The 21,799-nt window shown below is 54.4% G+C and carries 26 protein-coding genes, 1 tRNA gene and 1 riboswitch; of the genes, 12 read left to right on the top strand and 15 right to left on the bottom strand.

Features of this window, described 5'->3' with window-relative positions; all coding sequences use genetic code 11:
* Nucleotides 1-94 precede the first annotated feature (94 nt).
* Nucleotides 95-532 carry a 6,7-dimethyl-8-ribityllumazine synthase gene (locus ACR0NO_RS15065; RefSeq protein WP_480724533.1) on the bottom strand — a complete coding sequence of 146 codons (438 nt, stop codon included), beginning with the start codon at nt 530-532 and terminating at the stop codon, nt 95-97.
* 75 nt (nt 533-607) lie between these two features.
* Nucleotides 608-762, bottom strand: a riboswitch (FMN riboswitch).
* Nucleotides 763-816: 54 nt separating this feature from the next.
* On the opposite strand from ACR0NO_RS15065, the gene ACR0NO_RS15060 reads away from it, so the two are divergent.
* Entirely contained in the window at nt 817-1,446 is a 630-nt protein-coding gene (locus tag ACR0NO_RS15060) for an FMN-binding negative transcriptional regulator (RefSeq protein ID WP_480724532.1), read from the top strand.
* Between the two features lie 56 nt (nt 1,447-1,502).
* Complete coding sequence (locus tag ACR0NO_RS15055) at nt 1,503-2,111, top strand: glutathione S-transferase (protein ID WP_480724531.1); 609 nt, start codon at nt 1,503-1,505, stop codon at nt 2,109-2,111.
* Between the two features lie 3 nt (nt 2,112-2,114).
* On the opposite strand, the gene ACR0NO_RS15050 is transcribed toward ACR0NO_RS15055, so the two are convergent.
* Nucleotides 2,115-2,558: a c-type cytochrome gene (locus tag ACR0NO_RS15050; protein WP_480724530.1), complete on the bottom strand. Its 444-nt coding sequence runs from the start codon at nt 2,556-2,558 to the stop codon at nt 2,115-2,117.
* 462 nt (nt 2,559-3,020) lie between these two features.
* On the opposite strand from ACR0NO_RS15050, the gene petA reads away from it, so the two are divergent.
* From petA to ACR0NO_RS15035, 3 genes are read left to right on the top strand one after another with little or no spacing between them, the layout of a single operon-like run.
* Nucleotides 3,021-3,605 (top strand): ubiquinol-cytochrome c reductase iron-sulfur subunit, encoded by a 585-nt coding sequence (petA, locus tag ACR0NO_RS15045; protein WP_170379708.1) that lies wholly within the window; start codon nt 3,021-3,023, stop codon nt 3,603-3,605.
* A gap of 14 nt (nt 3,606-3,619) precedes the next feature.
* A complete protein-coding gene (gene petB / locus ACR0NO_RS15040; RefSeq protein WP_170379706.1) occupies nt 3,620-4,951 on the top strand; it encodes a cytochrome b in 1,332 nt (443 codons plus the stop codon).
* Nucleotides 4,952-4,968: 17 nt separating this feature from the next.
* The gene (locus ACR0NO_RS15035) at nt 4,969-5,757 is read left to right on the top strand and encodes a cytochrome c1 (protein WP_170644066.1); all 789 of its coding nucleotides are present in this window, start codon (nt 4,969-4,971) and stop codon (nt 5,755-5,757) included.
* A gap of 202 nt (nt 5,758-5,959) precedes the next feature.
* Here ACR0NO_RS15035 and mtaB read toward each other — a convergent pair whose 3' ends face one another.
* Both mtaB and dapF read right to left on the bottom strand, forming a co-directional pair.
* The gene (gene mtaB, locus ACR0NO_RS15030; protein ID WP_480724529.1) at nt 5,960-7,216 is read right to left on the bottom strand and encodes a tRNA (N(6)-L-threonylcarbamoyladenosine(37)-C(2))-methylthiotransferase MtaB; all 1,257 of its coding nucleotides are present in this window, start codon (nt 7,214-7,216) and stop codon (nt 5,960-5,962) included.
* Nucleotides 7,213-8,055: a diaminopimelate epimerase gene (dapF, locus tag ACR0NO_RS15025; RefSeq protein ID WP_480724528.1), complete on the bottom strand. Its 843-nt coding sequence runs from the start codon at nt 8,053-8,055 to the stop codon at nt 7,213-7,215. Before dapF ends, mtaB begins: the two co-directional genes overlap by 4 nt.
* Before the next feature lie 212 nt (nt 8,056-8,267).
* Between dapF and ACR0NO_RS15020 the strand changes: the two genes are divergently transcribed.
* Nucleotides 8,268-8,343 (top strand) — tRNA-Lys (locus ACR0NO_RS15020).
* Nucleotides 8,344-8,398: 55 nt separating this feature from the next.
* Here ACR0NO_RS15020 and ACR0NO_RS15015 read toward each other — a convergent pair.
* From ACR0NO_RS15015 to ACR0NO_RS15005, 3 genes are all read right to left on the bottom strand, one after another.
* Nucleotides 8,399-9,496: a tyrosine-type recombinase/integrase gene (locus ACR0NO_RS15015; protein ID WP_480724527.1), complete on the bottom strand. Its 1,098-nt coding sequence runs from the start codon at nt 9,494-9,496 to the stop codon at nt 8,399-8,401.
* Complete coding sequence (locus ACR0NO_RS15010; RefSeq protein ID WP_480724526.1) at nt 9,487-9,807, bottom strand: hypothetical protein; 321 nt, start codon at nt 9,805-9,807, stop codon at nt 9,487-9,489. The genes ACR0NO_RS15015 and ACR0NO_RS15010 overlap by 10 nt, the downstream gene beginning before the upstream one ends.
* Nucleotides 9,808-10,299: 492 nt before the next feature.
* Complete coding sequence (locus ACR0NO_RS15005) at nt 10,300-10,872, bottom strand: recombinase family protein (protein WP_480724525.1); 573 nt, start codon at nt 10,870-10,872, stop codon at nt 10,300-10,302.
* A 735-nt stretch (nt 10,873-11,607) separates the two neighbouring features.
* Between ACR0NO_RS15005 and ACR0NO_RS15000 the strand changes: the two genes are divergently transcribed.
* From ACR0NO_RS15000 to ACR0NO_RS14990, 3 genes are read left to right on the top strand one after another with little or no spacing between them, the layout of a single operon-like run.
* Nucleotides 11,608-11,826, top strand: coding sequence for a hypothetical protein (locus ACR0NO_RS15000; RefSeq protein WP_480724524.1), 219 nt, complete (start codon nt 11,608-11,610; stop codon nt 11,824-11,826).
* Complete coding sequence (locus tag ACR0NO_RS14995; protein WP_480724523.1) at nt 11,826-12,803, top strand: DNA methyltransferase; 978 nt, start codon at nt 11,826-11,828, stop codon at nt 12,801-12,803. The genes ACR0NO_RS15000 and ACR0NO_RS14995 overlap by 1 nt, the downstream gene beginning before the upstream one ends.
* Nucleotides 12,803-13,582 carry a DNA-methyltransferase gene (locus tag ACR0NO_RS14990; RefSeq protein ID WP_480724522.1) on the top strand — a complete coding sequence of 260 codons (780 nt, stop codon included), beginning with the start codon at nt 12,803-12,805 and terminating at the stop codon, nt 13,580-13,582. The genes ACR0NO_RS14995 and ACR0NO_RS14990 overlap by 1 nt, the downstream gene beginning before the upstream one ends.
* Here ACR0NO_RS14990 and ACR0NO_RS14985 read toward each other — a convergent pair.
* The 5 genes from ACR0NO_RS14985 to ACR0NO_RS14965 all read right to left on the bottom strand — a co-directional run bounded on the left by ACR0NO_RS14985 (nt 13,575) and on the right by ACR0NO_RS14965 (nt 18,357).
* Nucleotides 13,575-14,609: a 4Fe-4S dicluster domain-containing protein gene (locus tag ACR0NO_RS14985; protein WP_480724521.1), complete on the bottom strand. Its 1,035-nt coding sequence runs from the start codon at nt 14,607-14,609 to the stop codon at nt 13,575-13,577. The genes ACR0NO_RS14990 and ACR0NO_RS14985 overlap by 8 nt on opposite strands.
* Nucleotides 14,602-16,314 carry a hypothetical protein gene (locus ACR0NO_RS14980; RefSeq protein WP_480724520.1) on the bottom strand — a complete coding sequence of 571 codons (1,713 nt, stop codon included), beginning with the start codon at nt 16,312-16,314 and terminating at the stop codon, nt 14,602-14,604. The genes ACR0NO_RS14985 and ACR0NO_RS14980 overlap by 8 nt, the downstream gene beginning before the upstream one ends.
* Before the next feature lies 1 nt (nt 16,315).
* A complete protein-coding gene (locus ACR0NO_RS14975) occupies nt 16,316-16,564 on the bottom strand; it encodes a helix-turn-helix domain-containing protein (RefSeq protein WP_480724519.1) in 249 nt (82 codons plus the stop codon).
* Between the two features lie 135 nt (nt 16,565-16,699).
* Complete coding sequence (locus ACR0NO_RS14970) at nt 16,700-17,953, bottom strand: hypothetical protein (protein WP_480724518.1); 1,254 nt, start codon at nt 17,951-17,953, stop codon at nt 16,700-16,702.
* Nucleotides 17,950-18,357, bottom strand: coding sequence for a plasmid mobilization protein (locus ACR0NO_RS14965; RefSeq protein WP_480724517.1), 408 nt, complete (start codon nt 18,355-18,357; stop codon nt 17,950-17,952). The genes ACR0NO_RS14970 and ACR0NO_RS14965 overlap by 4 nt, the downstream gene beginning before the upstream one ends.
* Before the next feature lie 315 nt (nt 18,358-18,672).
* Here ACR0NO_RS14965 and ACR0NO_RS14960 point away from each other — a divergent pair, with 315 nt between their 5' ends.
* The 3 genes from ACR0NO_RS14960 to ACR0NO_RS14950 all read left to right on the top strand — a co-directional run bounded on the left by ACR0NO_RS14960 (nt 18,673) and on the right by ACR0NO_RS14950 (nt 19,475).
* On the top strand, nt 18,673-18,918 hold the full coding sequence (locus ACR0NO_RS14960; protein ID WP_480724516.1) for a hypothetical protein: 246 nt from the start codon (nt 18,673-18,675) through the stop codon (nt 18,916-18,918).
* Between the two features lie 198 nt (nt 18,919-19,116).
* The gene (locus tag ACR0NO_RS14955) at nt 19,117-19,278 is read left to right on the top strand and encodes a hypothetical protein (protein ID WP_480724515.1); all 162 of its coding nucleotides are present in this window, start codon (nt 19,117-19,119) and stop codon (nt 19,276-19,278) included.
* A 47-nt stretch (nt 19,279-19,325) separates the two neighbouring features.
* The gene (locus tag ACR0NO_RS14950) at nt 19,326-19,475 is read left to right on the top strand and encodes a hypothetical protein (RefSeq protein ID WP_480724514.1); all 150 of its coding nucleotides are present in this window, start codon (nt 19,326-19,328) and stop codon (nt 19,473-19,475) included.
* Between the two features lie 18 nt (nt 19,476-19,493).
* On the opposite strand, the gene ACR0NO_RS14945 is transcribed toward ACR0NO_RS14950, so the two are convergent.
* Genes ACR0NO_RS14945 through ACR0NO_RS14935 form a run of 3 tightly spaced genes read right to left on the bottom strand, consistent with a single transcriptional unit; the run spans nt 19,494 to nt 20,522 of the window.
* Complete coding sequence (locus ACR0NO_RS14945; RefSeq protein ID WP_480724513.1) at nt 19,494-19,814, bottom strand: hypothetical protein; 321 nt, start codon at nt 19,812-19,814, stop codon at nt 19,494-19,496.
* A gap of 37 nt (nt 19,815-19,851) precedes the next feature.
* The gene (locus ACR0NO_RS14940; protein ID WP_480724512.1) at nt 19,852-20,154 is read right to left on the bottom strand and encodes a hypothetical protein; all 303 of its coding nucleotides are present in this window, start codon (nt 20,152-20,154) and stop codon (nt 19,852-19,854) included.
* Between the two features lie 23 nt (nt 20,155-20,177).
* Nucleotides 20,178-20,522, bottom strand: a complete 345-nt coding sequence (locus tag ACR0NO_RS14935) for a hypothetical protein (RefSeq protein WP_480724511.1) — start codon at nt 20,520-20,522, stop codon at nt 20,178-20,180.
* Nucleotides 20,523-21,799: the final 1,277 nt, after the last annotated feature.

Here is a 21,799-nt window from a genome sequence, read left to right as displayed (position 1 = left end):
CCTCAAGTGGATTTGCGTTTGAAATGGGGAGAGGGGGCTCTGCCCCCGCCGCGCAAGCGCGCCTCCCCCGAGGTATTTTCAAACAGAAGAAGGATCAGGCCGCCTTGATCGCCTGGCGGGTTTTCGTGATGCTGAGGGCGGCGTTGGCGGCCTCGCGCCCTTTTTGCACGAAGTGGTCGCGGTAGATGGCGTTGTGGTGGTCGGTTTCCTGATATTGGTGTGGAGTGAGCGAGACCGACAGGACCGGGACGCCGGTGTCGAGGCTTGCGCGCATCAGGCCGTCAACCACGGCCTGGGCTACGAAATCGTGCCGGTAGATGCCTCCATCGACCACGAAGGCTGCACAAGCGACGGCTGCGTATTGGCCGGTTTGGGCCAGATCGCGTGCGATCAGGGGCATTTCAAACGCGCCGGGGACGTCGAACACGTCAACCTGATCGGCGGGGATGAGCTCCAGATACCCTTCGAGCGCGCGGTCAACGATATCGGAATGCCAGTTGGCTTTGACGAAAGCATAGCGGGTGTGTGTCATCATGATCTCCTTAGCAAAACAGACACTTCACCCAAGGCGATCACGAGCAGACACGCCGTTTCACCGACGCATCTGGCACGTTCTCTTTCATCCGGACTTTAACCGTCGGCTCTGGCCTCTCACCAGATCTGCTGACACCCCTTCGTGAACACGGCGAGGCCGCTCGCGGGCTTACGGATCATCGCCCGTATACCGCCGGTGGGGAATTTCACCCCGCCCTGAGAACGAGGCGGACCTTGCATAGATTGGGCCTCCTCTGCAAGAGATTTGGCAGGAGGAGTCTCATGCACCCGAATCCCGCCTTTCGCGCTGAGGAGATCAGCCGACATATCGCCTTTGCCCGCGATCGCGCCTTTGGCGTTTTGGCCATGTCGACGGATGCCGCGCCATTGATCAGCCACGTGCCGTTTCTGCTGTCCGAAGATGGCGCGGTGGCGGAGCTACATCTTGTCCGGTCGAATCCGATTGTCCGGCTTTTGAAGACACCGCAGGCGGCGCGGATCGCAGTTTCGGGGCCCGACAGCTATGTCTCGCCCGATTGGTATGAGGTGAGCGATCAGGTGCCGACGTGGAATTATGTCGCCGTTCACCTAACCGGCTTTCTGGAACTGCGCCCGGCGGAGGAGATGCGAGACCTGCTGGACCGGCAGTCGGCGTTTTTCGAAGACCGGCTGCGCCCGAAGCCGCCCTGGCACAGCAGCAAGATGGACGACGACGTGCTGGAGCGGATGATGCGGATGATTCTGCCCTGCCGGATGCGGGTTGAGGACATTCAAGGCACGTGGAAGCTGAACCAGAACAAACCTGATGACGTTCGGATGCGGGCGGCGGCGGAGGTCGGGACGTTTGGAATCGGCTCAGAAGTGCAGGCCCTGCAGGCGCTGATGCGCGCTGTGGAGCCCTCGGGGAAATGACGGCTTTTGTTTTTTGCACCCTGTTGTAAGGTCGGCCCAAACAAAGGAGCGCGCGCATGAAACTCTATCACAGCCTGACTTCGCCATATGTCCGTAAAGTCATGGTTTTGTTGCATGAAACAGAACAGCTGGAGGATGTTGAGTTGGAGACGGTGGCGGGTACGCCTGTGGCGCCAGCCGCACCCTTGATCGGCAAGGCGCCTTTGACCAAGGTTCCCGCGCTGGAGCGGCCTGACGGCCCGACCCTGTTCGACAGTCGCGTGATCTGCGCCTTTCTGGATGACCGCGCCGGGGGCCAGCTTTACCCTGAAGGTGCGCGGCGCTGGGATGTTCTGACGCTTGAGGCACTGGCAGATGGCATTCTGGATGCCGCGCTATTGATGACGTATGAAAGCCGGCTGCGTCCCGAAGACAAGCAATGGGATGAATGGGTGGATTCACAGTGGATCAAGGTCGAGCGCGCCTGTGCAGTCCTGAACCAGCGTTGGATGGCGCATCTGTCGGGTCCGCTGGACATGGGACAAGTGGCGGTGGCTTGCGCGCTGGGCTATCTGGATCTGCGTCATGATGCGCGAGGCTGGCGCAAGGGCAATGATGCCCTTGCAAGCTGGTTTGCCGAGTTTGACGCGCGTCCGAGCATGGTCGCTACGCGCCCGGTGACGTAAACCTTACTGGCTGAACGTCGCCAGATAGGCGGCAATGTCGTCCGCGCCTTTCTTGAGCTTCACGCTCATATTGGGGCGGGCGGTATCGTCCTGAAGAAACTCCTTGATAAACCCGATCGGGTCCTCGGAGTAAGCGGCGATGTTTTCCTCGGTCCAGACCAGACCTGTGTCACCGGCGCGGATCATGTCGTCGGTGAACATGCCGATGGGTAGGCGTTCGCTGCCATAGCGATAGTCGTTCTCGGATCCGGCGGTGCGGCCCACAACCCCGTATAGGTTGGGGCCTGTGATGCCGCCTTTGACCAGAACCTCGCCATCCTTGATGATCGCGTGGCAGGCCGAGCAGCGGTTATAGAGTTTTTCGCCTTTGGCGGGGTCTCCGGCCGCGGTGGCTTGGGTCGAAATAGAAATCGTTAACAGAACGGCGGCCAAGTGGGTCTTTGACATGGGGGGTCTCCTGATCGGCGTTCGCGCGAAACCGGGCATCAGGTATTCGCGCAACAAGTGCAACAGGAAACAGGCCCGTTCGCGGTGCGAAAAATCGTCTATTTCAGGCATATGATTTGTTGCTGAACAAACCCGGTTTCGTATGTCGGATTTTTCAGGTTTTCGCACCAATGCGACCCGCTTGTGCTGTCGGCTCAGGTTCGCTGACCCCGGTCAGATCGGGGTCACATGGCGCGAATCAAGCGGGGCTGATTCGACGCTTCGTTGAAACATGAGGGCGAGAAACATCAAAAAGACTGCCCCGCGCGATGATAAATTACGCAGATGCGGCGTATTGCGCATTCAACACCGCTGGACGAATACTATTCTGCTCGGTAGAGAATTCCGCTAAGACCCGGCATCCGTGCCGGGTTCCAGCTATTGGCCCGTTCGCACGGGCGCTAGACAATCGGAGAAAACCTCGTGTCCCACGTAGAAGACCACGAAGGCACCCGCAGAGATTTCCTGTACTACGTCGCGGGCGGCGCAGGGGTCGTAGCGACCGGTGCTGCGGTATGGCCTATGATCAATCAGATGAACCCGTCGGCGGATGTGCAGGCTCTGTCCTCGATCCGTACGGATGTAAGCGGGGTTGAGCCGGGTACACAGCTGACGGTCAAGTGGCTGGGTAAACCGGTCTTCATCCGTCACCGCACCGGCGCTGAAATCGCCGAAGCGCAGCAGCAGGACGAAGAAGCGGTAGGTAACCTGCCAGACCCGCTGGCCCGGAACTTCAACATCAACGCAGATGCACCCGCGACCGACGCCAACCGCGTTATGCCATCGCCCGAAGGCGAGGCAGAGGGCGCGTGGATCGTTCAGATGGGCGTTTGTACCCACCTGGGCTGTGTGCCTCTGGGTGATGCAGGCGACTTTGGCGGCTGGTTCTGCCCCTGCCACGGCTCGCACTACGATCTGGCAGGCCGGATCCGCAAAGGCCCCGCGCCTGAGAACCTGCCGATCCCACCGGTCGAGTGGGTCGACGCTTCAACCATTAAACTCGGCTAAGGGAGACCCAACTTATGTCCGGCATTCCCCACGATCACTACGAGCCGAAGTCAAACGGCGAAAAGTGGCTGCACAGCCGCCTGCCTATCGTCGGCCTGATGTACGACACCCTGATGATTCCCACACCCAAGAACCTGAACTGGATGTGGATCTGGGGCATCGTTCTGGCCTTCTGCCTGGTGCTGCAAATCGTCACCGGCATCATGCTGGTTATGCACTACACGCCGCATGTCGATCTGGCCTTTGCCAGCGTCGAACACATCATGCGTAACGTGAATGGCGGCTATTTCATCCGCTACCTGCACATGAACGGCGCGTCGCTGTTCTTTGTTGCGGTCTACATTCACATGTTCCGTGGTCTTTACTACGGCTCCTACAAAGCCCCGCGTGAGATCACGTGGATCATCGGTATGCTGATCTACCTGATGATGATGGGCACCGCCTTCATGGGCTATGTTCTGCCTTGGGGTCAGATGTCCTTCTGGGGTGCGACCGTGATCACCGGCCTGTTTGGTGCGATCCCGTTTGTGGGTGATGCGCTGCAGACATGGCTGCTGGGCGGACCCGCAGTGGATAACGCCACGCTGAACCGCTTCTTCTCGCTGCACTATCTGCTGCCGTTCATCATTGCGGCGCTGGTTATCGTGCATATCTGGGCCTTCCACACCACCGGTAACAACAACCCGACGGGTGTTGAAGTGCGTCGCGGCTCAAAGGCCGAGGCCGAAAAAGACACGCTGCCCTTCTGGCCGTATTTCGTGATCAAGGATCTGTTCGCTCTGGCGGTCATCCTGGTCGTGTTCTGGGCCATCGTGGGCTTCATGCCGAACTATCTGGGTCACCCCGATAACTACATCGAGGCCAACCCGCTTGTGACGCCTGCACATATCGTGCCCGAATGGTACTTTCTGCCGTTCTACGCGATCCTGCGCGCCTTCACCGGTGAGGTCTGGGTTGTTCAGTTCGCCAGCTTCATCACCGGCGGCATCATTGATGCGAAATTCTTCGGTGTTCTGGCGATGTTCGGTGCGATCCTGGCCATGGCTCTGGCGCCCTGGCTGGACACCTCGACTGTGCGTTCAGGTCGGTATCGCCCGATGTTCAAATGGTGGTTCTACCTGCTGATCATCGACTTCTTTGCGCTGATGTGGCTGGGTGCGATGCCTGCGGAAGAGCCCTACGCGACTTTCTCGCTGATCGCCTCTGCGTACTGGTTTGCGTATTTCCTCGTAATCCTGCCGCTGCTTGGCGTGATCGAGAAACCTCTGGCCCCGCCTGAGACCATCGAAGAAGACTTCAACGCGCATTATGGCAAGGCTGACGCCGACGCCACGCCGGCCGAGTAAGAAGAGGGACCGGAAACATGTTCAAGAAACTTGCAATCGGCGCTGCGTTTGCCCTGGCCCTTACCCCTGCCGCTTCCTTTGCGGCAGGCGACTATGACACTCATATCGAGGATTTCGACTTCTCGTTTGAGGGTCCGTTCGGGACCTGGGATCAGAACCAGCTGCAACGCGGCCTTCAGGTCTATACCGAAGTCTGCGCGGCCTGCCATGGCCTGCAATACGTTCCTCTGCGCGATCTGGAAGCGCTGGGTTACAGTGAAGAGCAGGTGATCACTTACGCGGCGGACAATTTCGAGGTTTTCGACCCCGAATTGGACGATTTCCGCCCGGCGATCCCGACCGACCACTTCCCGGCGAATAACGGTGTTGGCGCGCCGGACCTGAGCCTGATGGCCAAAGCCCGCGCGGGCTTCCACGGCCCCTACGGTCTTGGCATCAACCAGCTGGTCAAAGGCATGGGCGGCGCGGAATACATCGCCTCTCTGCTGGACGGCTACACTGGTGAAGAGAAGGAAGAGGCGGGCACGATCCTTTACGAAAACAAGGCCTTCCCCGGAGGCTGGATTTCGATGGGCCCGCCGCTGTCCGAAGATCAGGTTGAATTCGCCGATGGCCACGCGGCCACTGTCGAAGCCATGTCCGAAGACGTTGCAGCCTTCCTGATGTGGGCCGCTGAGCCCAAGCTAACGGATCGTAAGAACGCCGGTTTTGTCGGCGTGATCTTCCTGACCGTCCTGTCGGTGCTGCTGTATCTGGTCAATAAGCGCCTGTGGGCACCGCATAAGGGCAAGCTGCGCGAGCAGTGAAGCTTTTGAGCTTTGGAAATTGAAAACCCCCGCGCCTATCCGGTTGCGGGGGTTTTTCTTTTTGAGGGGGCAGAGGGGCCAGCCCCTCTTGGCCTGCGGCCAATTCCGGGGCTCCGCCCGTTCGCGGCTGAAATCGTCCACTGGACAATTTCTTTTTCGCCACTCACCCCAACGGGGTATTTTTGGCCAGATGAAGAGCGGATCAGGCTTGCAATTGGGTTTCTGTTTGCCCGGTAATCGTCGCCGTGACGATCTGACCTTCGGGATGGGGGGTGTCGAAACTGACCTCAGTGAATTGTTCGGTGCGGCCCATATGCGGGTTTTCCATCAGGATGCGATGGGTTTGGCCGATCTGGGCCGAGAGGTGTTTGGCGACCTGCGCCTCTCCGGCTGTGCGCAGGCGGGCGGCGCGGTCCTTGATGATCTTGCCGTTGACCTGCTGAGGGATGCGTGCCGCTGGCGTGCCTTCGCGCTTGGAGTAGGGGAAGACGTGCAGCCAAGTCAGGTTGCAGTCCGTGACCAGTTTGAGGGAATTCTCGAAATGCGCCTCGGTTTCCGTGGGGAAGCCAGCGATGATGTCGGCGCCAAAGGTCATATCGGGCCGCAGGCTGCGCGCCTCTTCGGTGAAACGGATGGCGTCATCGCGCAGGTGGCGGCGTTTCATCCGTTTCAGGATCAGGTCGTCGCCATGCTGCAGGGACAGGTGCAGGTGCGGCATCAGGCGAGGCTCGGTCGCGATGGCCTGCATCAGGTTTTCGTCCACCTCGATCGAATCGATCGAGCTGATGCGCAGGCGCGGCAGATCGGGCACGAGCTTCAGAATGCGCATGACCAGATCGCCCAGTTTGGGTTGTGCGGGCAGATCCGCGCCCCATGAGGTCAGATCAACGCCGGTGAGGACAACCTCATTATAGCCTTTGTCGACCAGCCGTTTGATCTGATCCACGACCACTCCAGCCGGCACACTGCGAGAGTTCCCGCGGCCATAGGGGATGATGCAGAAGGTACAACGGTGATCACAGCCATTCTGGACCTGCACATATGCGCGTGAGCGGGTTCCGAACCCGTCGATCAGGTGCCCTGCCGTTTCGGTGACCGACATGATGTCATCGACCTGAACGGTTTCGGTCTCGCCGATGAAGTCAGCCGCCATGCCTTTCCATGTGTCAGGCTGCATCTTCTCGGTATTACCGATCACCGCATCGACCTCGTTCATGGCCGAGAAGGTCTGCGGTTCCGTCTGCGCGGCGCATCCGGTTACGATCAGGCGCGCGTTGGGGTTTTCGCGGCGCAGCCTACGAATCTCTTGCCGGGCCTTGCGAACCGCCTCGGCTGTCACAGCGCAGGTGTTAACGATCACCGCATCTTGCAGACCCGCTTGCTGAGACAGCTCTTTCATCGCCTCAGTCTCATAGGCGTTCAGGCGACAGCCCAGAGTGGTGAATTTCGGGGCGCTCATCCCAGTGATCCCAGGAATTCCGGGGTGAGAGTGCCTGAGAACACATGGCAGGTCGGCCCGGTCATCCAGACGCCATCATCGCGCCAGTCGATCCAGATTGTGCCGCCGTCCAGCTCGATCTGAACCTTGCGCCCCGTCAGGCCGCGCCGGGCCGCAGCAACAGCCGTGGCACAGGACGAAGACCCTGAGGCCAGCGTGATGCCCACTCCACGCTCCCAGACGCGCATACGGATGTGGTCCGGCCCGATCACCTGCGCCACCTGCACATTGGTGCGTTCAGGGTAGAGCGGATGGTGTTCGTAGCGCGCGCCGAACTCGGCCAGGGGAATCGCTTCGGCGTCGTCCACGAAAAACGTACAATGGGGGTTGCCCATGCCTGTCGCCGAGGGCGTGCCCTCAATCGGGAGTTCCAGCGTGTCCATCTCTTCAGCCAAAGGTATGTCCTGCCAGTCCAGCTGGGGCTGCCCCATATTGACCGAGGTCAGGCCGTTGCCTGCATCCTGCGCGCATAACGTGCCGCGTTCGGTCGTCAGTGTCAGGTCTGTTTTGCCGCTCTCTTCCATCAGGAAACGGGCGATACACCGTGTGGCGTTCCCGCAAGCGGCCGAGGTCGACCCGTCCGCGTTGTAGAACACGAGATGCGCGTCGGCTGCTCCGTTCTCGATCACGGCCAGCTGATCGAATCCGACACCAAACCGCCGGTGCCCGATTCCTTTTGCCAACGCAGCGCTTATCGGCGTCGCCTGCGCGCGCGCGTCGACAATGACGAAGTCATTGCCCAGCCCGTGCATCTTCATGAAGGGCAAACCGGTATCGAGTCTCTGTTGCATGGCGGGCATATAACGTTGGTCCTGCGATGAATCCACCCTGCGGTGACGATTCCTGAAAAAAGGGCTTGACCCCCCAGCGCCACCTGCCTAATTAGGCCGCCTATCGGGTCGCCGGAAACACTGATTACTCTGGCGAAACGAGGTGCAAAATAAGGTCTTGAACCCGGTCGGGAAAATGCCTTAAAGAGCGCCACGGATCGTACAGATCCAGACAAAAGAGTGGGCCGTTAGCTCAGTTGGTAGAGCAACTGACTTTTAATCAGTGGGTCGCAGGTTCGAATCCTGCACGGCTCACCACTTTTCATAATTTACCCTTTCTTTTTGGGGGTTTGTGAGTTTGATTGGCGAACCATTAGTCGAGGTTCGCCAGGTTTTGTTCTTCGTTTGAACTCATCGCAAGTTTTTTGACAGCAGAATCTGCCATACTTTTACGCTCCGCTTCTTTGGTGTAGAGCTCAACCAAGGACAAAGTTTTGTGTCCGGTCACGGACATAATTTCATGAGGCGTTGCCCCCGCTTCAGCAAGTCGCCGTGCGCATGCTTTGCGCAGGCCATGCGCTGTGCATTCGGGCAACCCGGCTTCGTCACACCACTGCCTCATCATATTCCCCAACGAATCTGATGATCGGACAGTACCCTTTAGGGTGGCCAAGTAGGGCCTATCTTTTGGCAGTTCGCTCAAGACTTTTGCGAGATCAGGGTGCAATGGCATTGTCACTTCAACGCCACCTTTGCCAGCTGTCTTTTGCCTAAAGTAGGTCAGCCTGCCTTCTTTGACATTAAACGGACCAAGTTGAACTGCATCGGCTCTCGCGGCCCCAGTGTAAAGCATCAAGGTCACCGTTCTGTGAGCGAGAGTCCCAGGTTCGTGGCAATTAAAGAATTTTTCGATCTCGCTCTCTTTCCAGGTGTGGAATCCTTGAGAGAATACTTTCTTCGCCTTTGTTGAGCGGACTGGGTTGTCTTCGCGCCACTCAAGTGCAACGGCGTGATCAAACAGCTGAGCTAAGCGCTTTCGAAGATTGCTGGCAGCGCTGGGCGTTCTAGCCTTTTCAGCCAAAATTTCCTTTACGTGCCTAAGTCTCATTTTGGCAACCGGTTTGGCGCCGTGCTTTGCTCGGAAAGGGTCTACCACGCCTCTATAAACTTTTTGCGTGCTTTCTGCGAGACCGAGAAAGTCGTCGCTTTCGTACCAGGAATCCACCAAACCTGCGACCGTGCCTTTGAGCACTTTTCTACGTGTTTCACCAGATGGAGATTTCAGGCGAAGTAACGCATCTTCGTACCGCCTAACGAACTCCTGGCTCCCGTACTTTGTGCCCAACTCTGCCGAAAAGCCGCTTTCACGGTATCGCCAGCGACGAACCCCATGTCGATCCCTGTAGGCGCTAGCGCCAGGAAACTCTTTTTGGAGCTTTGAGGTTCTCTTTTGGTTCTTTTTCAGTCCCATGGGTTGGCCTCCTCTTCAGGCTCAGCGCCCATTGGTGTCACGGTGAGCTTGTTCGGCTCAATTACAATAACGGGCGTAGGAAGGCCCGCATCGCGAAACGATTTGAGAACCTTTGTCATGTCGTTTTGCTTAAATGTTGAGACTCTTTTCATCTCGTTCTCCTGCCGCAGCAAAAATATTTCGAACGTGCGCACACTGGCGGGCGCCGGTTTCGTCATATTTTTGGGTGTGGCGTGAGATACTGCATCACTCGATCCATTCTTCGTTGACTTCGGAATGACACTATTATAGAACGTGTGCGCGATAATCAAGTTCTTTTTGGGCAAGGTTCTGAAGTTATGTTCTTTTTCTTTTTTCCAGAGTTTCTGGGAGACTTACCCGAGGATGTGACTGCCTTTTTGAATAGAGACACTCTTACTTGGGATGAGTTGGAGACATTTCTATCAGCATGTCGGCGAGAGAGGCCCGATCTGACGGTGGGCACTCTCAGAACGTTTCTCTTTGTTGCTAGGCGTGCTGCAACCAAGGCAGATCAACAGCCAAGAATACGAGATGTCGCAGAGGCGCTTGGGATCGGTCATGGAACTGCAAGGCGACACTGTGAGATATTGGGCGAAGGGCCGCCGGGAAGGTCTGGTTTGGGTTGGGTCATAAAGAAGCCTGGTAGCGACGCACGCGAAAAGCATCTTGGACTAACGTTCGCAGGCGTAGAGTTTCTGGCTTCGGTTATCACAGAAATGTCGAACTCGAAAAATGCAGCGTCAATTGAATAGGCGCTAGGGCAAACGACACTTCATAGGCGTTCAGCAGGTTAGTTTGATACTTAGTTGGGCCTTTATTCTGTACACTGTGGAGACATGGATCTTTGCGAGCTTGGCAATCTGGCTGGGTTTAAGGCCGCTGTTCAAGAGTTGCTGAATCTCTTCTCGATTGTCCGCCGGCGGTCGGCCACGGTAACGGCCAGCCTTCTTGGCTTTCTCGATGCCTTCTTTCTGGCGTTGCAAGATCAACGCTCGCTCAAACTCAGCGATGGCGCCAAGAACTTGAAGCATCAAGCGCCCGGTAATGTCCGTGTCTGCATTGCTAAACTTAAGACCCTCTTTCACAAAACAAATCGAAGCCCCGCGATTTGCGATCTCGTCTACTATGTCGGTTAGGTCACGTAGTGATCTAGCGAGCCTGTCGATGGACCAGACAAATACTTCGTCTCCAGAACGCATACTCTTTAGCATTGCAGCCAGTTCTGGTCGGTCGTTTCGGGACTTGCCGCTAGTCTTTTCTTCGTAGATGTCCTCTTTACCGATGTCTGGCGGGAGTTCCTGACGGTCAGTATTCTGTTCTGCGGTTGAGACTCTTCGGTAGCCTAGCTTCGCCATTGAGTGGGCACTCCTATTCGCGTTTGAGCTAAAGAGATAAACGCGAAAGGTTGTTCTCAGATTAAATTGGACCCAAAAGCGAAATTTTCTCGCAGAATTTTATGGCCGACAACCTTCGTGGATGGCTCTACTCAAATAGGAAAGCTACTAAGAAAGGAGTGGTTCCCATCTTACATGCGAACATGACTTCGACAGACGGAGCTTTGACTCCGTAGGGAGTATGGCAAAAGCAAGGATGTCTTTTGTCTTACAAAAGAAATGTTGTTGTGGTTCGCTATGCGCCCAATCGCACCTCTGGAACGAACCCGTGCCCCCATCACAAAAAGAGGCTTCAGGACTCACCTAAAGCAGATGCGCAAATCGGAGTGACCCTCCTTACTTTGATTAAGCCTCAAGACCATTAATAACCAAGCTTCAAAGGGTGGTTGCTCACCATTCTCAGATGCTTACGCATCCTGTGCGTGGCTCAGCTCTCGCTTCGCGCCCTTTAGCCAGGAACCTTGCTGTTCTTTTTTGGGATCAAGCAATGGACAGCTCCGAAAACCAATCAGCTTCGTCTCGTCGAGATTCTGTCGAAAGGCGATTTGCATGCAATCATACTTTTAACAAGCGCCGCATCGACGCCTTTGAGGTGTAAGGCAAATACAGGGGAGAGAATATTAAGTGAAAAACCGGTAAAGACAGTTTGACCTAATGATGGGAACATGTCATGAACATGAATCAAAATGCTGCAAAATGCTGCATAGTGAAGCAGAGTTCAAAATGAGCAAAAATCATCGCATATCCATCGGTCTTACCGACCAAGAGTTCGACGATCTGCAAAGGATCGCAGAGACACATCGTGTGTCTCTAGCTTGGGTAGGGCGACAAGCTATTTCAGAATTTCTTGCCGCCTACCAGGACAACAAAAAACCGACGCTTCTTCCACTTCGCGAAGCGCAGAAAGGACAATAATGAAAACCGCAAACGCTGCGCAAGAAGACGTTATTGAGGCTCTCGATGCAGAGCTTGAAAAGGAAAATCAGCCTAAAGTCGATCCTCGAAACAAGCTTAACGAATTGACGGCGAAAGAATGGATCGTCGAGACAATTTCAGTTTGGAATCAAAGAGGCTTGGGAGCAGGGCACCCCGATGCCAAGATTGAACGCCAGCACCCCGCACCATTTTCATTTACGGATGTAGGGCGATTAATCCGCTACTTTACGAAAAGCGGCCAGACTGTCCTTGACCCTTTTGTGGGAGTTGGCTCGACGCTGAAGGCGTGTGCAGTTGATCGCCGAAAGGGCATAGGGATTGAGCTGAACCCGCAGTTCGCTGAGCTTTCTCGTGAGCGTTTGGACACTGAAATCGGGGATTTGCTTTCGACGGTAGAGGATCAGCGGATTCTTGAAGGAGATGCCCGGGATGTTCTTCCGACCATCGCAGATGAAAGCGTGGATTTTGTTGTCACATCTCCACCCTATTGGTCGATCCTGAAGAAAGAAGATCACAAGGTTCGCCAAGAGAGAATAGCCAACGGGTTGTCAAAAGACTATGGGGACGATCCCCGAGATTTGGCGATGATCGAAGATTATGAAGAATTTCTTGAAGAGCTCACGCGCCTCTTCGGGGAATGCGCCAGAACTCTAAAATCTGGAAAGTACATGGCAATAATTGTCAGCGACTTCAGAGATAAATCTCGCTACATCATGTTCCATGCTGATCTTGCTCGTTCTCTTGAACATGTCGGGCTGGAGATGCGGGGGCTCAAAGTACTTTATCAGCGACACAAGAAAGTTTTCCCGTACGGCTACCCATATTCTTACGTCCCCAACATCCACAACCAATACATCTTGATTCTCCAAAAACCAAAGAAGGCTGAACCGAAATCTAAAAAGACCAGGAAAGCAGCCGCGAAGAAGGACGTTGGGGCCAAGGCTGAGGCGAAATGATGGAAGAAAAGATCGTAAACGGCGATTGCATAGAAGGCATGAACGCACTGGATGAAGGCTCGTTCAACCTTATCATCGCCGACCCACCTTACAACTTGAGCAAAGATTTCGGAGTATACAAAGAGGACGAAAAGAAGGCTGAGTGGAAGGATTGGTCGCGAGAGTGGTTAGCATCGGCGCACCGTGTGCTTTCTGATCAAGGGAATATTTTTGTCTACGGAATCCATCACCATCAGTGCTGGATTCAATGCATCATGTATGAGCTCGGATATGTTTATCGGAGGCAAATCATTTGGCACTATGAGAATGGATTTGCTGGCTATGGAAAGCGTTCTTTGAATGCGTGCTACGAACCTCTTCTCTGGTTCTCGAAAACCAAGAAGGACTATATTTATCATGAAGTTAGAGAGCCATATAAGAGCCAGGATAGATTGAAGCACAAGATTACTAAGAATGGTAAGGTCTGGACACCACATCCTGACGGTAGGATGGCAGGCGATGTCTGGAATTATCCGGTGCTAGCTGGCCGTAGGTTCAGAGATGAAAAAGTAGATCATCCGACACAAAAACCGCTATCGATTTCTCGACGGCTAGTTAAGCATTTTTCCAATCCTGGCGACACGGTGCTTGTTCCGTTTGTAGGTAGCGGCAGCGAGTGTGTAGCGGCGAAACTCGAAGGCCGAGGCCATGTCGGTTTCGAGCTTAATAGCGGTTATGTTGAAATCGCCAATGGGCGTTTGCGCGAGGTTGACCTAGACCTCGCTACAGCGGCTACTTAAACGGGCGATAGGCTCCAAGATGGGGCTCTACGTCTGGCATTTCTGGTATTAGTTCCTTGAGGGATGGCAGAAGGTCTGTTGATCCAGATGTGGTTGTAAACAGATCTTCCGGCATTGTCTCAAGGGATCGAAAATGCCATCCGAGAACGAACAGCGAAGCGAGAGTTAGGGATCGGCACTGTATACCGAGGACGTTCTCGATGTCGTCAATTACTTGGTAATACTCCGCTCTCACATTTGGAAATGAGCTGATCACCGAAACCGGCACAATTTCGGCCATGGGAACACCAAACCGATTATGAAGAACAGCTATATCTTCTAGCAAAGCTCTTGGTGATTCCAGTACGTTGGGGCTGGTCTCAATTTCAACCACACCAATTTGGTCGGATGGGAACCTCAGCAACCCGTCCATTCTCACATTGGTGTCGCCCTTTCTTCTTATGTTTGCGGCTACTCCACAGGATAAGAAAATGTTCCTAACAAGCCGAGTCGTTTGGGTATCGTTCAGGGCGGCGATAATTTCTGGAAGGTTCTTTAAGAAGTGGCCACCTGAAGCAGAAAGAGAGCCTTGTTTCTTCGCTTGAGTGTGTGTTGTGCCAGCTTCGGCCGGAACTGTGACGTGATTGAGATCGTCGGTTTCGACCTTAGCTGTGCCATCCACTTTGAGTGTGATAGCACCATATGGGCATTGCAATGCACAAAGGCCACAACCGACGCATCGCTCATTGTCGATTTCGACGGTTTCACCACCTTCTTTCCAGTTAATGGCGTTTACTGGGCAAACTTCTTGGGAAGGATCACCCGGAAATGCACTGAGTTCACCGCCAAGATCGAAATTTTGTTCCTTTAGCTCGATGCATGGCGCATCGTGACATCCCAGACATGTGGCGTTTCCGGCTTTTCCACCATCCATGTGCCAAACAGATCGGGTATTGGGTGAAACGTGAATGAATTCCAGTTTGCCACCTGGTGAAAGCAACCGTCCTTGGCGTCCGAGTTCTCTCTTGTGGCGAAGAACATCAGACATTGAGGAATCCTTTCAATTCTGAAAGCTGGTCCTCGGCGACCGACACATCTTCAACAACTGCTTTGAGGGCAAGAAAAGAAAGGGTTTTCAGGTCGAGAACTCCGATTTTGAATCCAAATGCAGCATGAACATCGTCGATAAGCATAGACATATCGCCTCGTTCGTTTGGTATTTGATAGCCAACAACAAGAGTGGAGAGTTCATGACGGGTTTCGAGCCCACCTCTCGATAATAGTATCACTTTGTTTTCAATAGCTTGGCGTATGGCCTTTGTTGACAGGAACTGCTCTTCAGTCGGGGACTTAATCTCAATGGGGAGCGCTAAATCGTGAAGCCAAACGCAGGCGTCCCAGCGTTGATAGTTGACGCCTGCACGGGAGTAATCGCTTGGAAAGCCCATTAATCGAAAAAGCTGTGTAACCAGTGGGTAGAACAGCGTTTGAGTGTTTTGACGGCGAGATTTTGCGAACGCGGTCGCTGCGGCGTCTAGGGTAGGTGTGGACTGCACAAAACCTTCAAGTTCGTCGCGCAACCCCACAAGATCCTCATCTTGGTCGTCGGTTTGGGCTTCGACATATTTCGGGGCAACGAACAAGTGCTCTCTTGAGCCACGGCCAACTTCGATACCGTCCAGTTTTTCTTGAGCGTGCCGTTCCGCAGGCGAAGCATCAGGGGTCGGAAAGATTGAGGATGAGTCCGCGACAGATAGAGACTGGAAAGGCGAGAACAGTATTGGCTTGTCGATGGGAACCTGAAGCGCATTCAATGCGCTATGCACGAGCTCTCGATCCGCATGCAATTCAGCTTCTACAGACGACAGATCAAAGCCAGAGCGTTCCATCATGGAGAAATGTGCCTGGCGAGAAAGCGCCCTTTTTTGATCGAAGTCGAGACTGTCAACTTGGTCTGCTCTGAGATCAACAGCATCCAAAAGACTTAATGCACGGGCTTTCCCATGAGGGGTTAAGCGATGAATTTCGAACGTCTTTTTGCTGCTTCGGTAGGGCTCTTTGTATTTTTCTGTCCAGCCAAGATCGCGGAGAACAGCGAGTGGCCACCTAGTGTAGTTGCGCAAGGTGTTGATCTGAATTCCGCGCTCTTCTTTGAGTTGTTCGAGAGCGGATTTTATGTGATCAGGAGTTTCGCGCAGTGCATTAACCGTTGCTGCAAGAGCGGCAAGGGCGTCTGGAGAGCGATCTGTTGCAGCGCTAAGTGGCGCCACAATCATTTCGTCTCTTGAGAGGCCGTCGTTGCAAGTAAGCATGGTCTTGAGGATCGTAGCGAATGGTCGGATGTGGTGTTCACCACGGAGGTCAAGTACGTGACTCGGGTAAGCAATACCGAGGACAGTCTCTTCGAGTAAGGGTTGCCATTGGCGACCGGCAGCGACGACTTGTTCACCAAGAAGTGTGAATGTGTAGTTCAGCGCAGATGCTTCTGTTGACCTAAGCCACCCCAATGAGCGGAAGAGTTCCGCATACATCTTTAGCTGGTTGTAGAGCGGGTCGCGGCTGCGATCTTGGCGTGTTGACCGAGCGATTGCCTCACCGCCCATGTGTCCGGATGACGTGGCTAGGTTTGCCTCGACGGTAGCTTGTACAATGTTGTCTAAATTAACAACCTGACCTCGGAAACGATTGAAAGCAGCGGCATAGACCGCAACGAAGTTTGAAAGAGTGGAGCCAGGGTTGGGGAAGCGGAGCATTTCACTTGCCCCCGCCGTTTGCCGAAATATTAACCAGCAGTTCAGATGGCTCTACTTCAAGTGTTTCGGAAATTCGCAGAAGGTTCTTAAAGCCCAGATTGCGCTCACCGCGTTCGACGCCGCCCACATAAGTTCGGTCAAGGCCGCAGGCGTCCGCGAAGCTTTCTTGAGAAAAGCCTCTGGCGCTTCGAAGCCTTCTAATCCTAGATCCAAGTTTTTGTAATTGCAGTATAAAATTTTGATCGTCCATCAGGTGAAATTGCCTGAGTTGACGTCAATGAGTCCACGGACTTTGAGTATCTTTTAGGTGACTGAATAAGATTGTGCGGCCATCGTCAGTTTTTCTAGAGCTGAGCCAATGCAGGCGGATTTCCGGTCGGTTTTTCTATTGGCCCGTAGTGGCTCCAGTAGCAGGCGGCTTAGATCGCGCTATTGCAGCTTTTGCTGCCTCATTTGCTCTTCTCATTTGGTTTCGCAGGATTCGAGCAAGTTTTAACAAAAGGTTTGGATCGTCAATATCCGGATTCGGCTCAAGATCGGCTGTGTTGAAGTCACCAACCCGATTGCTGGCGAAATTCTTTGCCTGCGACTGCAAAGTCTCGGCTGCTGCTGCGAGCTCGTCGGCCTCCTTCAGCTCTTGCTGATGGCTTGAATGATCTTCAGCAACGCGTTCATACGCTGAATCATAGCTTGGTTCGACTCGTGAATCCGCTCCTGACCCTGAATAATCTGCGATAGCAGATCTCGCAGAGGAGTCTGGTCTGGTCTCTGGGGTGCCGGATCTGATTTCATGCAATTTCTCCTGTGTTTCTTCAATAAATTGGACCACCTGAGCGGCGCGGATCTTCAAAGTTCTGTTTGCGTTGTGAGCCCTGAGGTCGCTCGGTAGCTCGATATTGATTCGGCTGCGGCCTCTGCCCTCGGTCACGGCGGCTTGCAGCCCTAGGCCGTTGCTGTGGATCATCTCGGCCAGTGCTTGCGGTTGCTGATCGCGAGGCAGTTCGGTCAGCTCCTTTAGGGTTTGCCGCAGAGCAGGCAGGTCGAAGCCTTGGCGCTTGGCCTGTTGATGGTCGTTGTGGCTGTAGGCGGCGCTAGGCTTTTCCTCGTCGCCCAGCTCGGCGGCTAGGCGGTCGGCCAGTTGGTCCTTGCCCATTTCGCGCAGTCTTAGCTCGGAGAAGTCGTTTCGCAGCCCGCTCGTGAGCTGGTGGCCTAGCTCCAACTCCATGCGGCGTGAAATGGCTTCGTCTTTCGCCTTGCTCCTAAATAGCTTGTATGTGCGCCCTGTCTCGCTATCGGCGGCGGGCCTGACCAAGTGGTAATGATCTAACACCCTGCCGTCAGTTCGTCGGCTCTGGTGGCGTGTAAGTGTTTCAGGATCTTTCTTGCTGAAACTGAATTCCTCGCGGATTGCTTCAAGGGTGCGGTCGAGCTCGTCCGGCACCAGCTCCTGATCCGGCGAAATGATGATATGCAAAAGGCCGTTTTTGCGTCCTTTGGTTTCGGCAAATTCGTCACTGATCAAGAGCTGGTAGTTTTCGTCCTGAAGAACGTCAACGCGCTCGTTGTCACCCAGCCTCACGGCATAGGCAGTGACGCGGGGGCCATCCCCCGCGCTTATGCCGCCCGTTTTAATGATCATCCGGTGGACTTCAGCTTTTTCAGTTCGTTGCGTAGCTCGGCTAACGGATCGGCCCACGCCTTGAGGCCCGCAGAAATGGCGGCGTGCATGGCCTCGAACTGAGCGGACGATAGGGTGCCGCTGGCCCGCGCCTCGTTGATCGATTTCTGGCACTGGTTGATGTTGGTAGCGATGCCGCTAAGCTGGCGGCAAATACCTTCGAGCTTCGAACTGTTCGGCGGCGCAAACGTTGTGCGGCCATAGGTCATAAATCGTACGAAGTCAGCTTGGCTCAGCTCGTTTTCGTGCGCCCACGATTTCAGTTTATCGGCTTCGCTGTTGGTCAGTCTCATTTTGAACATGCGTGATCGGCGCGGGTAGTGGCCCGGTAGTCCCTCCGGGGTCTGCGGGGTCGATTTGGTCATCATAAAGTCCTCATTTTTGTGTGGCCCGGTGGGGGTCAAGGGGGATGGCGTAGCCTCCCATTTGCAAGTGTTCGGAAGGTCCCGCAGGGACCGGGCGATCCCACTTGCTGTTTCCTCACTCCCCACTTTCGAGCGGTCTGATTTGTAAATTGTCGAGAAACTTCAGAATGCAAATTTCTTTTGAAGATGTGGGACCGCAGGAGCCATCCGAAATGAACGCGGGCCACTGGGACCAGAGGGGGCAGGGGGCCACAGAATGAAAAAGAAGAACTTGGGACGCTGCGCGAACAGTTCAGAGTTTGGTTATTTCAGCGCTTGATCGGCAAGGAAGGTGTCAACATTAACAGAGCTAAAAAAGCGGCGGCTGATATTGCCACAGCTCGCGCCGCTTACGCGAAAATCACGGCTGCCAAGCAAGAGCTTAAAGCTGCGCAAGCTGGCCTGAAACTGGCTGGCAAAGAGCTTGCGGCGTGTTTGGGTAGCTTCGAGCTGCCGTCATCAGTTCCGCCACGTCCGACGCCTCTTGAGAACGATCACGAGCGGATCGGAGTATGGCCTTAGACATGAAATGAGCCGGGGCGTTCGACAGCTGCCCCGGCCCGGTGGCGAACGGGGTAAGGGTTCGCTCGTTCAAGCTACGCTTTGACCAGGCGAGGCGCGAAATATGGAATCTCTCCCGTGTGGCGATATTAACACAAGGTTAATGCTTGCTTGCGAATGGCCGTGGTCTGCGCACTTCCTGTTTTTTGGAGTGCGACCATGAACGATTCAGATTTTGAGACTAAGCGGGCCTTGGACAGTTATTTTTGCAGCCAGTTTGAGCTGCAAGGTGAGATTGTGAAACACTTGCAAAACATCGAAAGACAGCAACGCGCTTTGTTGGCGATTTTCGGAGCTGCTGCAAAGGAGCTGGACAAATGAGCTTTCTTGCGATGGTGTTCAACTCTGCTTTGTTGGCAAGCTTGGAAATGAAAAAGGCGATCAAGAAAGCTAGCGGTTTCGGCGGTTCTGGCTATCGCAAGAACAAAATGACCGTGGGTGTTGGCAAGGCGCTGCTGCTTGCGTTTGCGACGCAGAACAAAGCAAAGAATGACATTTCGCGGCTGCTGCGCATGTAGCTTTCGTTATTTCGTTTTTTAAATGGACAAGTCAGGATCGTCGCCAAGCTCGGCTGCAATGATAGAGTCAACGTCGATCCCGCTACCGCCTTCGTCCTCGGCGGCTTCGATGAACTGGGGTAGCTCTTTTTTGTAGTAGTGGCGGCTGGCTGAATAGCCCTGCCCATGTAGCCAGCCTACAGCTCTTATCCAGCTGTCAGACTCGCGCTCAAGGTGTTCGCTAACAATGACCTCAGCCTCTTCACGGCCTAGCGGGTGCTTGCCTGTCGCAATGTTGTCTTTCCTGATCAGGCGTATATTGCGCTTGCTGGCGCTGAGCTGGGCCAGTGCGTCTTTCATCACCAAATATCTGAAATGTTCGCCGGCTGAATCTGAATTAGTAGACATATCCCGAAAATAGGCAGGCAGAATGAAAGTGAGGTACAGAAGTCAAAGGGTCTGCTGCTCCGAGCGGCAGGAGCAGCTCAGTATTGCATTTTGCAAGTTGACTGACACTTGATGAGTGCAATCGTAAGCGCATGTCGGAGGCGGGGCTCAAGGATCGGGCAGGGTTGTCCGGCCCTTGAGCCACGATCCGCTGTGCTTGCTTTGCCCGGTTGATTGGCTCTTGTAGTTGGTCATTTGAAAGGTCTGTAACAGCGCCCAGAGCTTCTTTTTTAGTTTGATCGATGTCGCTCATGTTCTACCGCGTTCTCTATTTCGCTATTTTGCGCGCTTTGTTACTGGCTTCGTTGGTTTTTGCCGCGCATGTGGTGCCTTGATCTGCATGAGCTGTTTCACCTCAGCAATCTTCCGCTCAGCTCTTTCGAGCATTTCCCAGGCGTATTCATGCTGCCAGCTCCAATTATCGTCGGTGGTGGGGAACTCGCGCTTGCGGTCGTATAGCCAGGCCTCCCAGTTGTAGATTACTCCAGCAGGCCTGACGTAACTGGCGGCGATGGACTCACCGATGTGTTCGGGGCTGTGATTGTTTATGGCCTCGATCAGTGCGCCGGGGTCATGAGAATTTCCCGGCAGTGCTGGAACGCCGATAGAAAGCTTGTTCATGTTGGGTGTCCTTACGTGGGCAAGAATTGAGTTGATGGGCCAAGAGAGTGCCTTGTGCAGTGGGTCACTGCATAAGGATTCTGGAAATCGAATGGCGCCCCCTTCGGTGTGAGTTGCCTTCGATGGCTCCTTGCGGGGCATCATATTTGTCGGTTTTGATCCGGCCTCCAAACGCTCGTCCGCGTTCCATTTTGAGAGTATTTTCGACCAGATTCCCACGAAACTGCCTCTGAGAAGGCTCAGCCTTCGCAAGATATGCAGCGAGCCAGTAGCCGCTGAATTCAGGTGAGGCGCCCTGCACCTCAACGCCTAAGTGCCATCCACCATCTAAGCTACAAGCAATTTCGCCCTTAGTACGCTCTTTGGGTGGCCTTCGGTGCTTTGCGGCGGGTTCACCCAATGACCCTCCGATAAAGGCAATGAAGGCTCCTCTATGCTCACTTGGAAGGTGTAAAGCTAGGTGGAAATGCTCCCCAGACTTTGCGGTGGATTCCCTAACCCAGATATATGCAACCGGGCACTTACGTTTTGCCCTGGTCAAGAATTTCCTGATTCTTTCGACCAGAGATTTTGCGCGATCAAACGGGTGCAGAGTTGACCAAGAAGTGTCAGAGTTCTCAAGAAGCTTGGACCAGTTGACAGTCAAGATTGCATTTAGGGGATATCCGTTTTTAAACCCGAGATAGGCCGCCGAGATGAACCGAGACTGGGTCCTTGTTGGCAGCTCGGTGGACGTCTTAGCAGCCGCCACTTGATCGACCAAACAATAAGGGAGTTGTTGTTTACCTCCAAATTGTTGGGAACCCAAACGGGAACCATACGAAAAATGATACGCGCGATCCCTATTATAGGGGGGTGTCCGTAAATCGCCCTTTTCGGCTCTCATGCGTCTCCCGCGAAGAACACACTTCAGGCCGTTCTTTACAATTTCCCAGTCTGGCGGTCTGGCGTACCCGCCCAGCATGGCAGCCGAAGATCTGAGCCTGTTTTTTGTGCCCGCTTCGAAGCGGGCAAACGTTCTCATTGTCGTCGAACACCCTGCACTCTGAGCACACGTCGCCGAACCAATTTTAATGCACAAGTGGTTCGTCAGACCTAGAAATTCTGTAAATGGATCAACGAACCTTTTGGGGGGGTTCGCCAAGAATAATCCTTTAAAAACAAAGGCGGTTGCATTCCTGCACGGCTCACCACTTTTTTTCGTTTTAAAACAGTAGATTGAAGCTGGCGTTTAGCAGGTGTACGCGAGCCAATTGGTGCTGCGTTGCCGTGCTAGG

The sequence above is a fragment of the Ruegeria sp. CL3 genome (assembly GCF_056536505.1).
The sequence above is the reverse complement of the archived record's forward strand: the minus strand, read 5'-3'. Positions and strand labels throughout refer to the sequence as shown.

What these genes read in the sequence shown, in the direction of transcription:
- petB (WP_170379706.1), top strand. Translation starts at nt 3,620, where the DNA reads ATGTCCGGCATTCCCCACGATCACTACGAGCCGAAGTCAAACGGCGAA.
- ACR0NO_RS14950 (WP_480724514.1), top strand. Translation starts at nt 19,326, where the DNA reads ATGAAAAAGGCGATCAAGAAAGCTAGCGGTTTCGGCGGTTCTGGCTAT.
- mtaB (WP_480724529.1), bottom strand. Translation starts at nt 7,216, where the DNA reads ATGAGCGCCCCGAAATTCACCACTCTGGGCTGTCGCCTGAACGCCTAT.
- ACR0NO_RS15035 (WP_170644066.1), top strand. Translation starts at nt 4,969, where the DNA reads ATGTTCAAGAAACTTGCAATCGGCGCTGCGTTTGCCCTGGCCCTTACC.
- ACR0NO_RS14985 (WP_480724521.1), bottom strand. Translation starts at nt 14,609, where the DNA reads ATGTCTGATGTTCTTCGCCACAAGAGAGAACTCGGACGCCAAGGACGG.
- ACR0NO_RS14980 (WP_480724520.1), bottom strand. Translation starts at nt 16,314, where the DNA reads ATGCTCCGCTTCCCCAACCCTGGCTCCACTCTTTCAAACTTCGTTGCG.
- ACR0NO_RS14955 (WP_480724515.1), top strand. Translation starts at nt 19,117, where the DNA reads ATGAACGATTCAGATTTTGAGACTAAGCGGGCCTTGGACAGTTATTTT.
- ACR0NO_RS14995 (WP_480724523.1), top strand. Translation starts at nt 11,826, where the DNA reads ATGAAAACCGCAAACGCTGCGCAAGAAGACGTTATTGAGGCTCTCGAT.
- ACR0NO_RS14945 (WP_480724513.1), bottom strand. Translation starts at nt 19,814, where the DNA reads ATGAAAGACGCACTGGCCCAGCTCAGCGCCAGCAAGCGCAATATACGC.
- ACR0NO_RS15005 (WP_480724525.1), bottom strand. Translation starts at nt 10,872, where the DNA reads ATGGCGAAGCTAGGCTACCGAAGAGTCTCAACCGCAGAACAGAATACT.
- ACR0NO_RS15015 (WP_480724527.1), bottom strand. Translation starts at nt 9,496, where the DNA reads ATGGGACTGAAAAAGAACCAAAAGAGAACCTCAAAGCTCCAAAAAGAG.
- ACR0NO_RS15050 (WP_480724530.1), bottom strand. Translation starts at nt 2,558, where the DNA reads ATGTCAAAGACCCACTTGGCCGCCGTTCTGTTAACGATTTCTATTTCG.
- ACR0NO_RS15000 (WP_480724524.1), top strand. Translation starts at nt 11,608, where the DNA reads ATGCTGCATAGTGAAGCAGAGTTCAAAATGAGCAAAAATCATCGCATA.
- ACR0NO_RS14990 (WP_480724522.1), top strand. Translation starts at nt 12,803, where the DNA reads ATGGAAGAAAAGATCGTAAACGGCGATTGCATAGAAGGCATGAACGCA.
- ACR0NO_RS14970 (WP_480724518.1), bottom strand. Translation starts at nt 17,953, where the DNA reads ATGATCATTAAAACGGGCGGCATAAGCGCGGGGGATGGCCCCCGCGTC.
- ACR0NO_RS15060 (WP_480724532.1), top strand. Translation starts at nt 817, where the DNA reads ATGCACCCGAATCCCGCCTTTCGCGCTGAGGAGATCAGCCGACATATC.
- ACR0NO_RS15065 (WP_480724533.1), bottom strand. Translation starts at nt 532, where the DNA reads ATGACACACACCCGCTATGCTTTCGTCAAAGCCAACTGGCATTCCGAT.
- ACR0NO_RS15055 (WP_480724531.1), top strand. Translation starts at nt 1,503, where the DNA reads ATGAAACTCTATCACAGCCTGACTTCGCCATATGTCCGTAAAGTCATG.
- ACR0NO_RS14940 (WP_480724512.1), bottom strand. Translation starts at nt 20,154, where the DNA reads ATGAGCGACATCGATCAAACTAAAAAAGAAGCTCTGGGCGCTGTTACA.
- ACR0NO_RS14975 (WP_480724519.1), bottom strand. Translation starts at nt 16,564, where the DNA reads ATGGACGATCAAAATTTTATACTGCAATTACAAAAACTTGGATCTAGG.
- ACR0NO_RS14965 (WP_480724517.1), bottom strand. Translation starts at nt 18,357, where the DNA reads ATGACCAAATCGACCCCGCAGACCCCGGAGGGACTACCGGGCCACTAC.
- ACR0NO_RS14935 (WP_480724511.1), bottom strand. Translation starts at nt 20,522, where the DNA reads ATGAACAAGCTTTCTATCGGCGTTCCAGCACTGCCGGGAAATTCTCAT.
- dapF (WP_480724528.1), bottom strand. Translation starts at nt 8,055, where the DNA reads ATGCCCGCCATGCAACAGAGACTCGATACCGGTTTGCCCTTCATGAAG.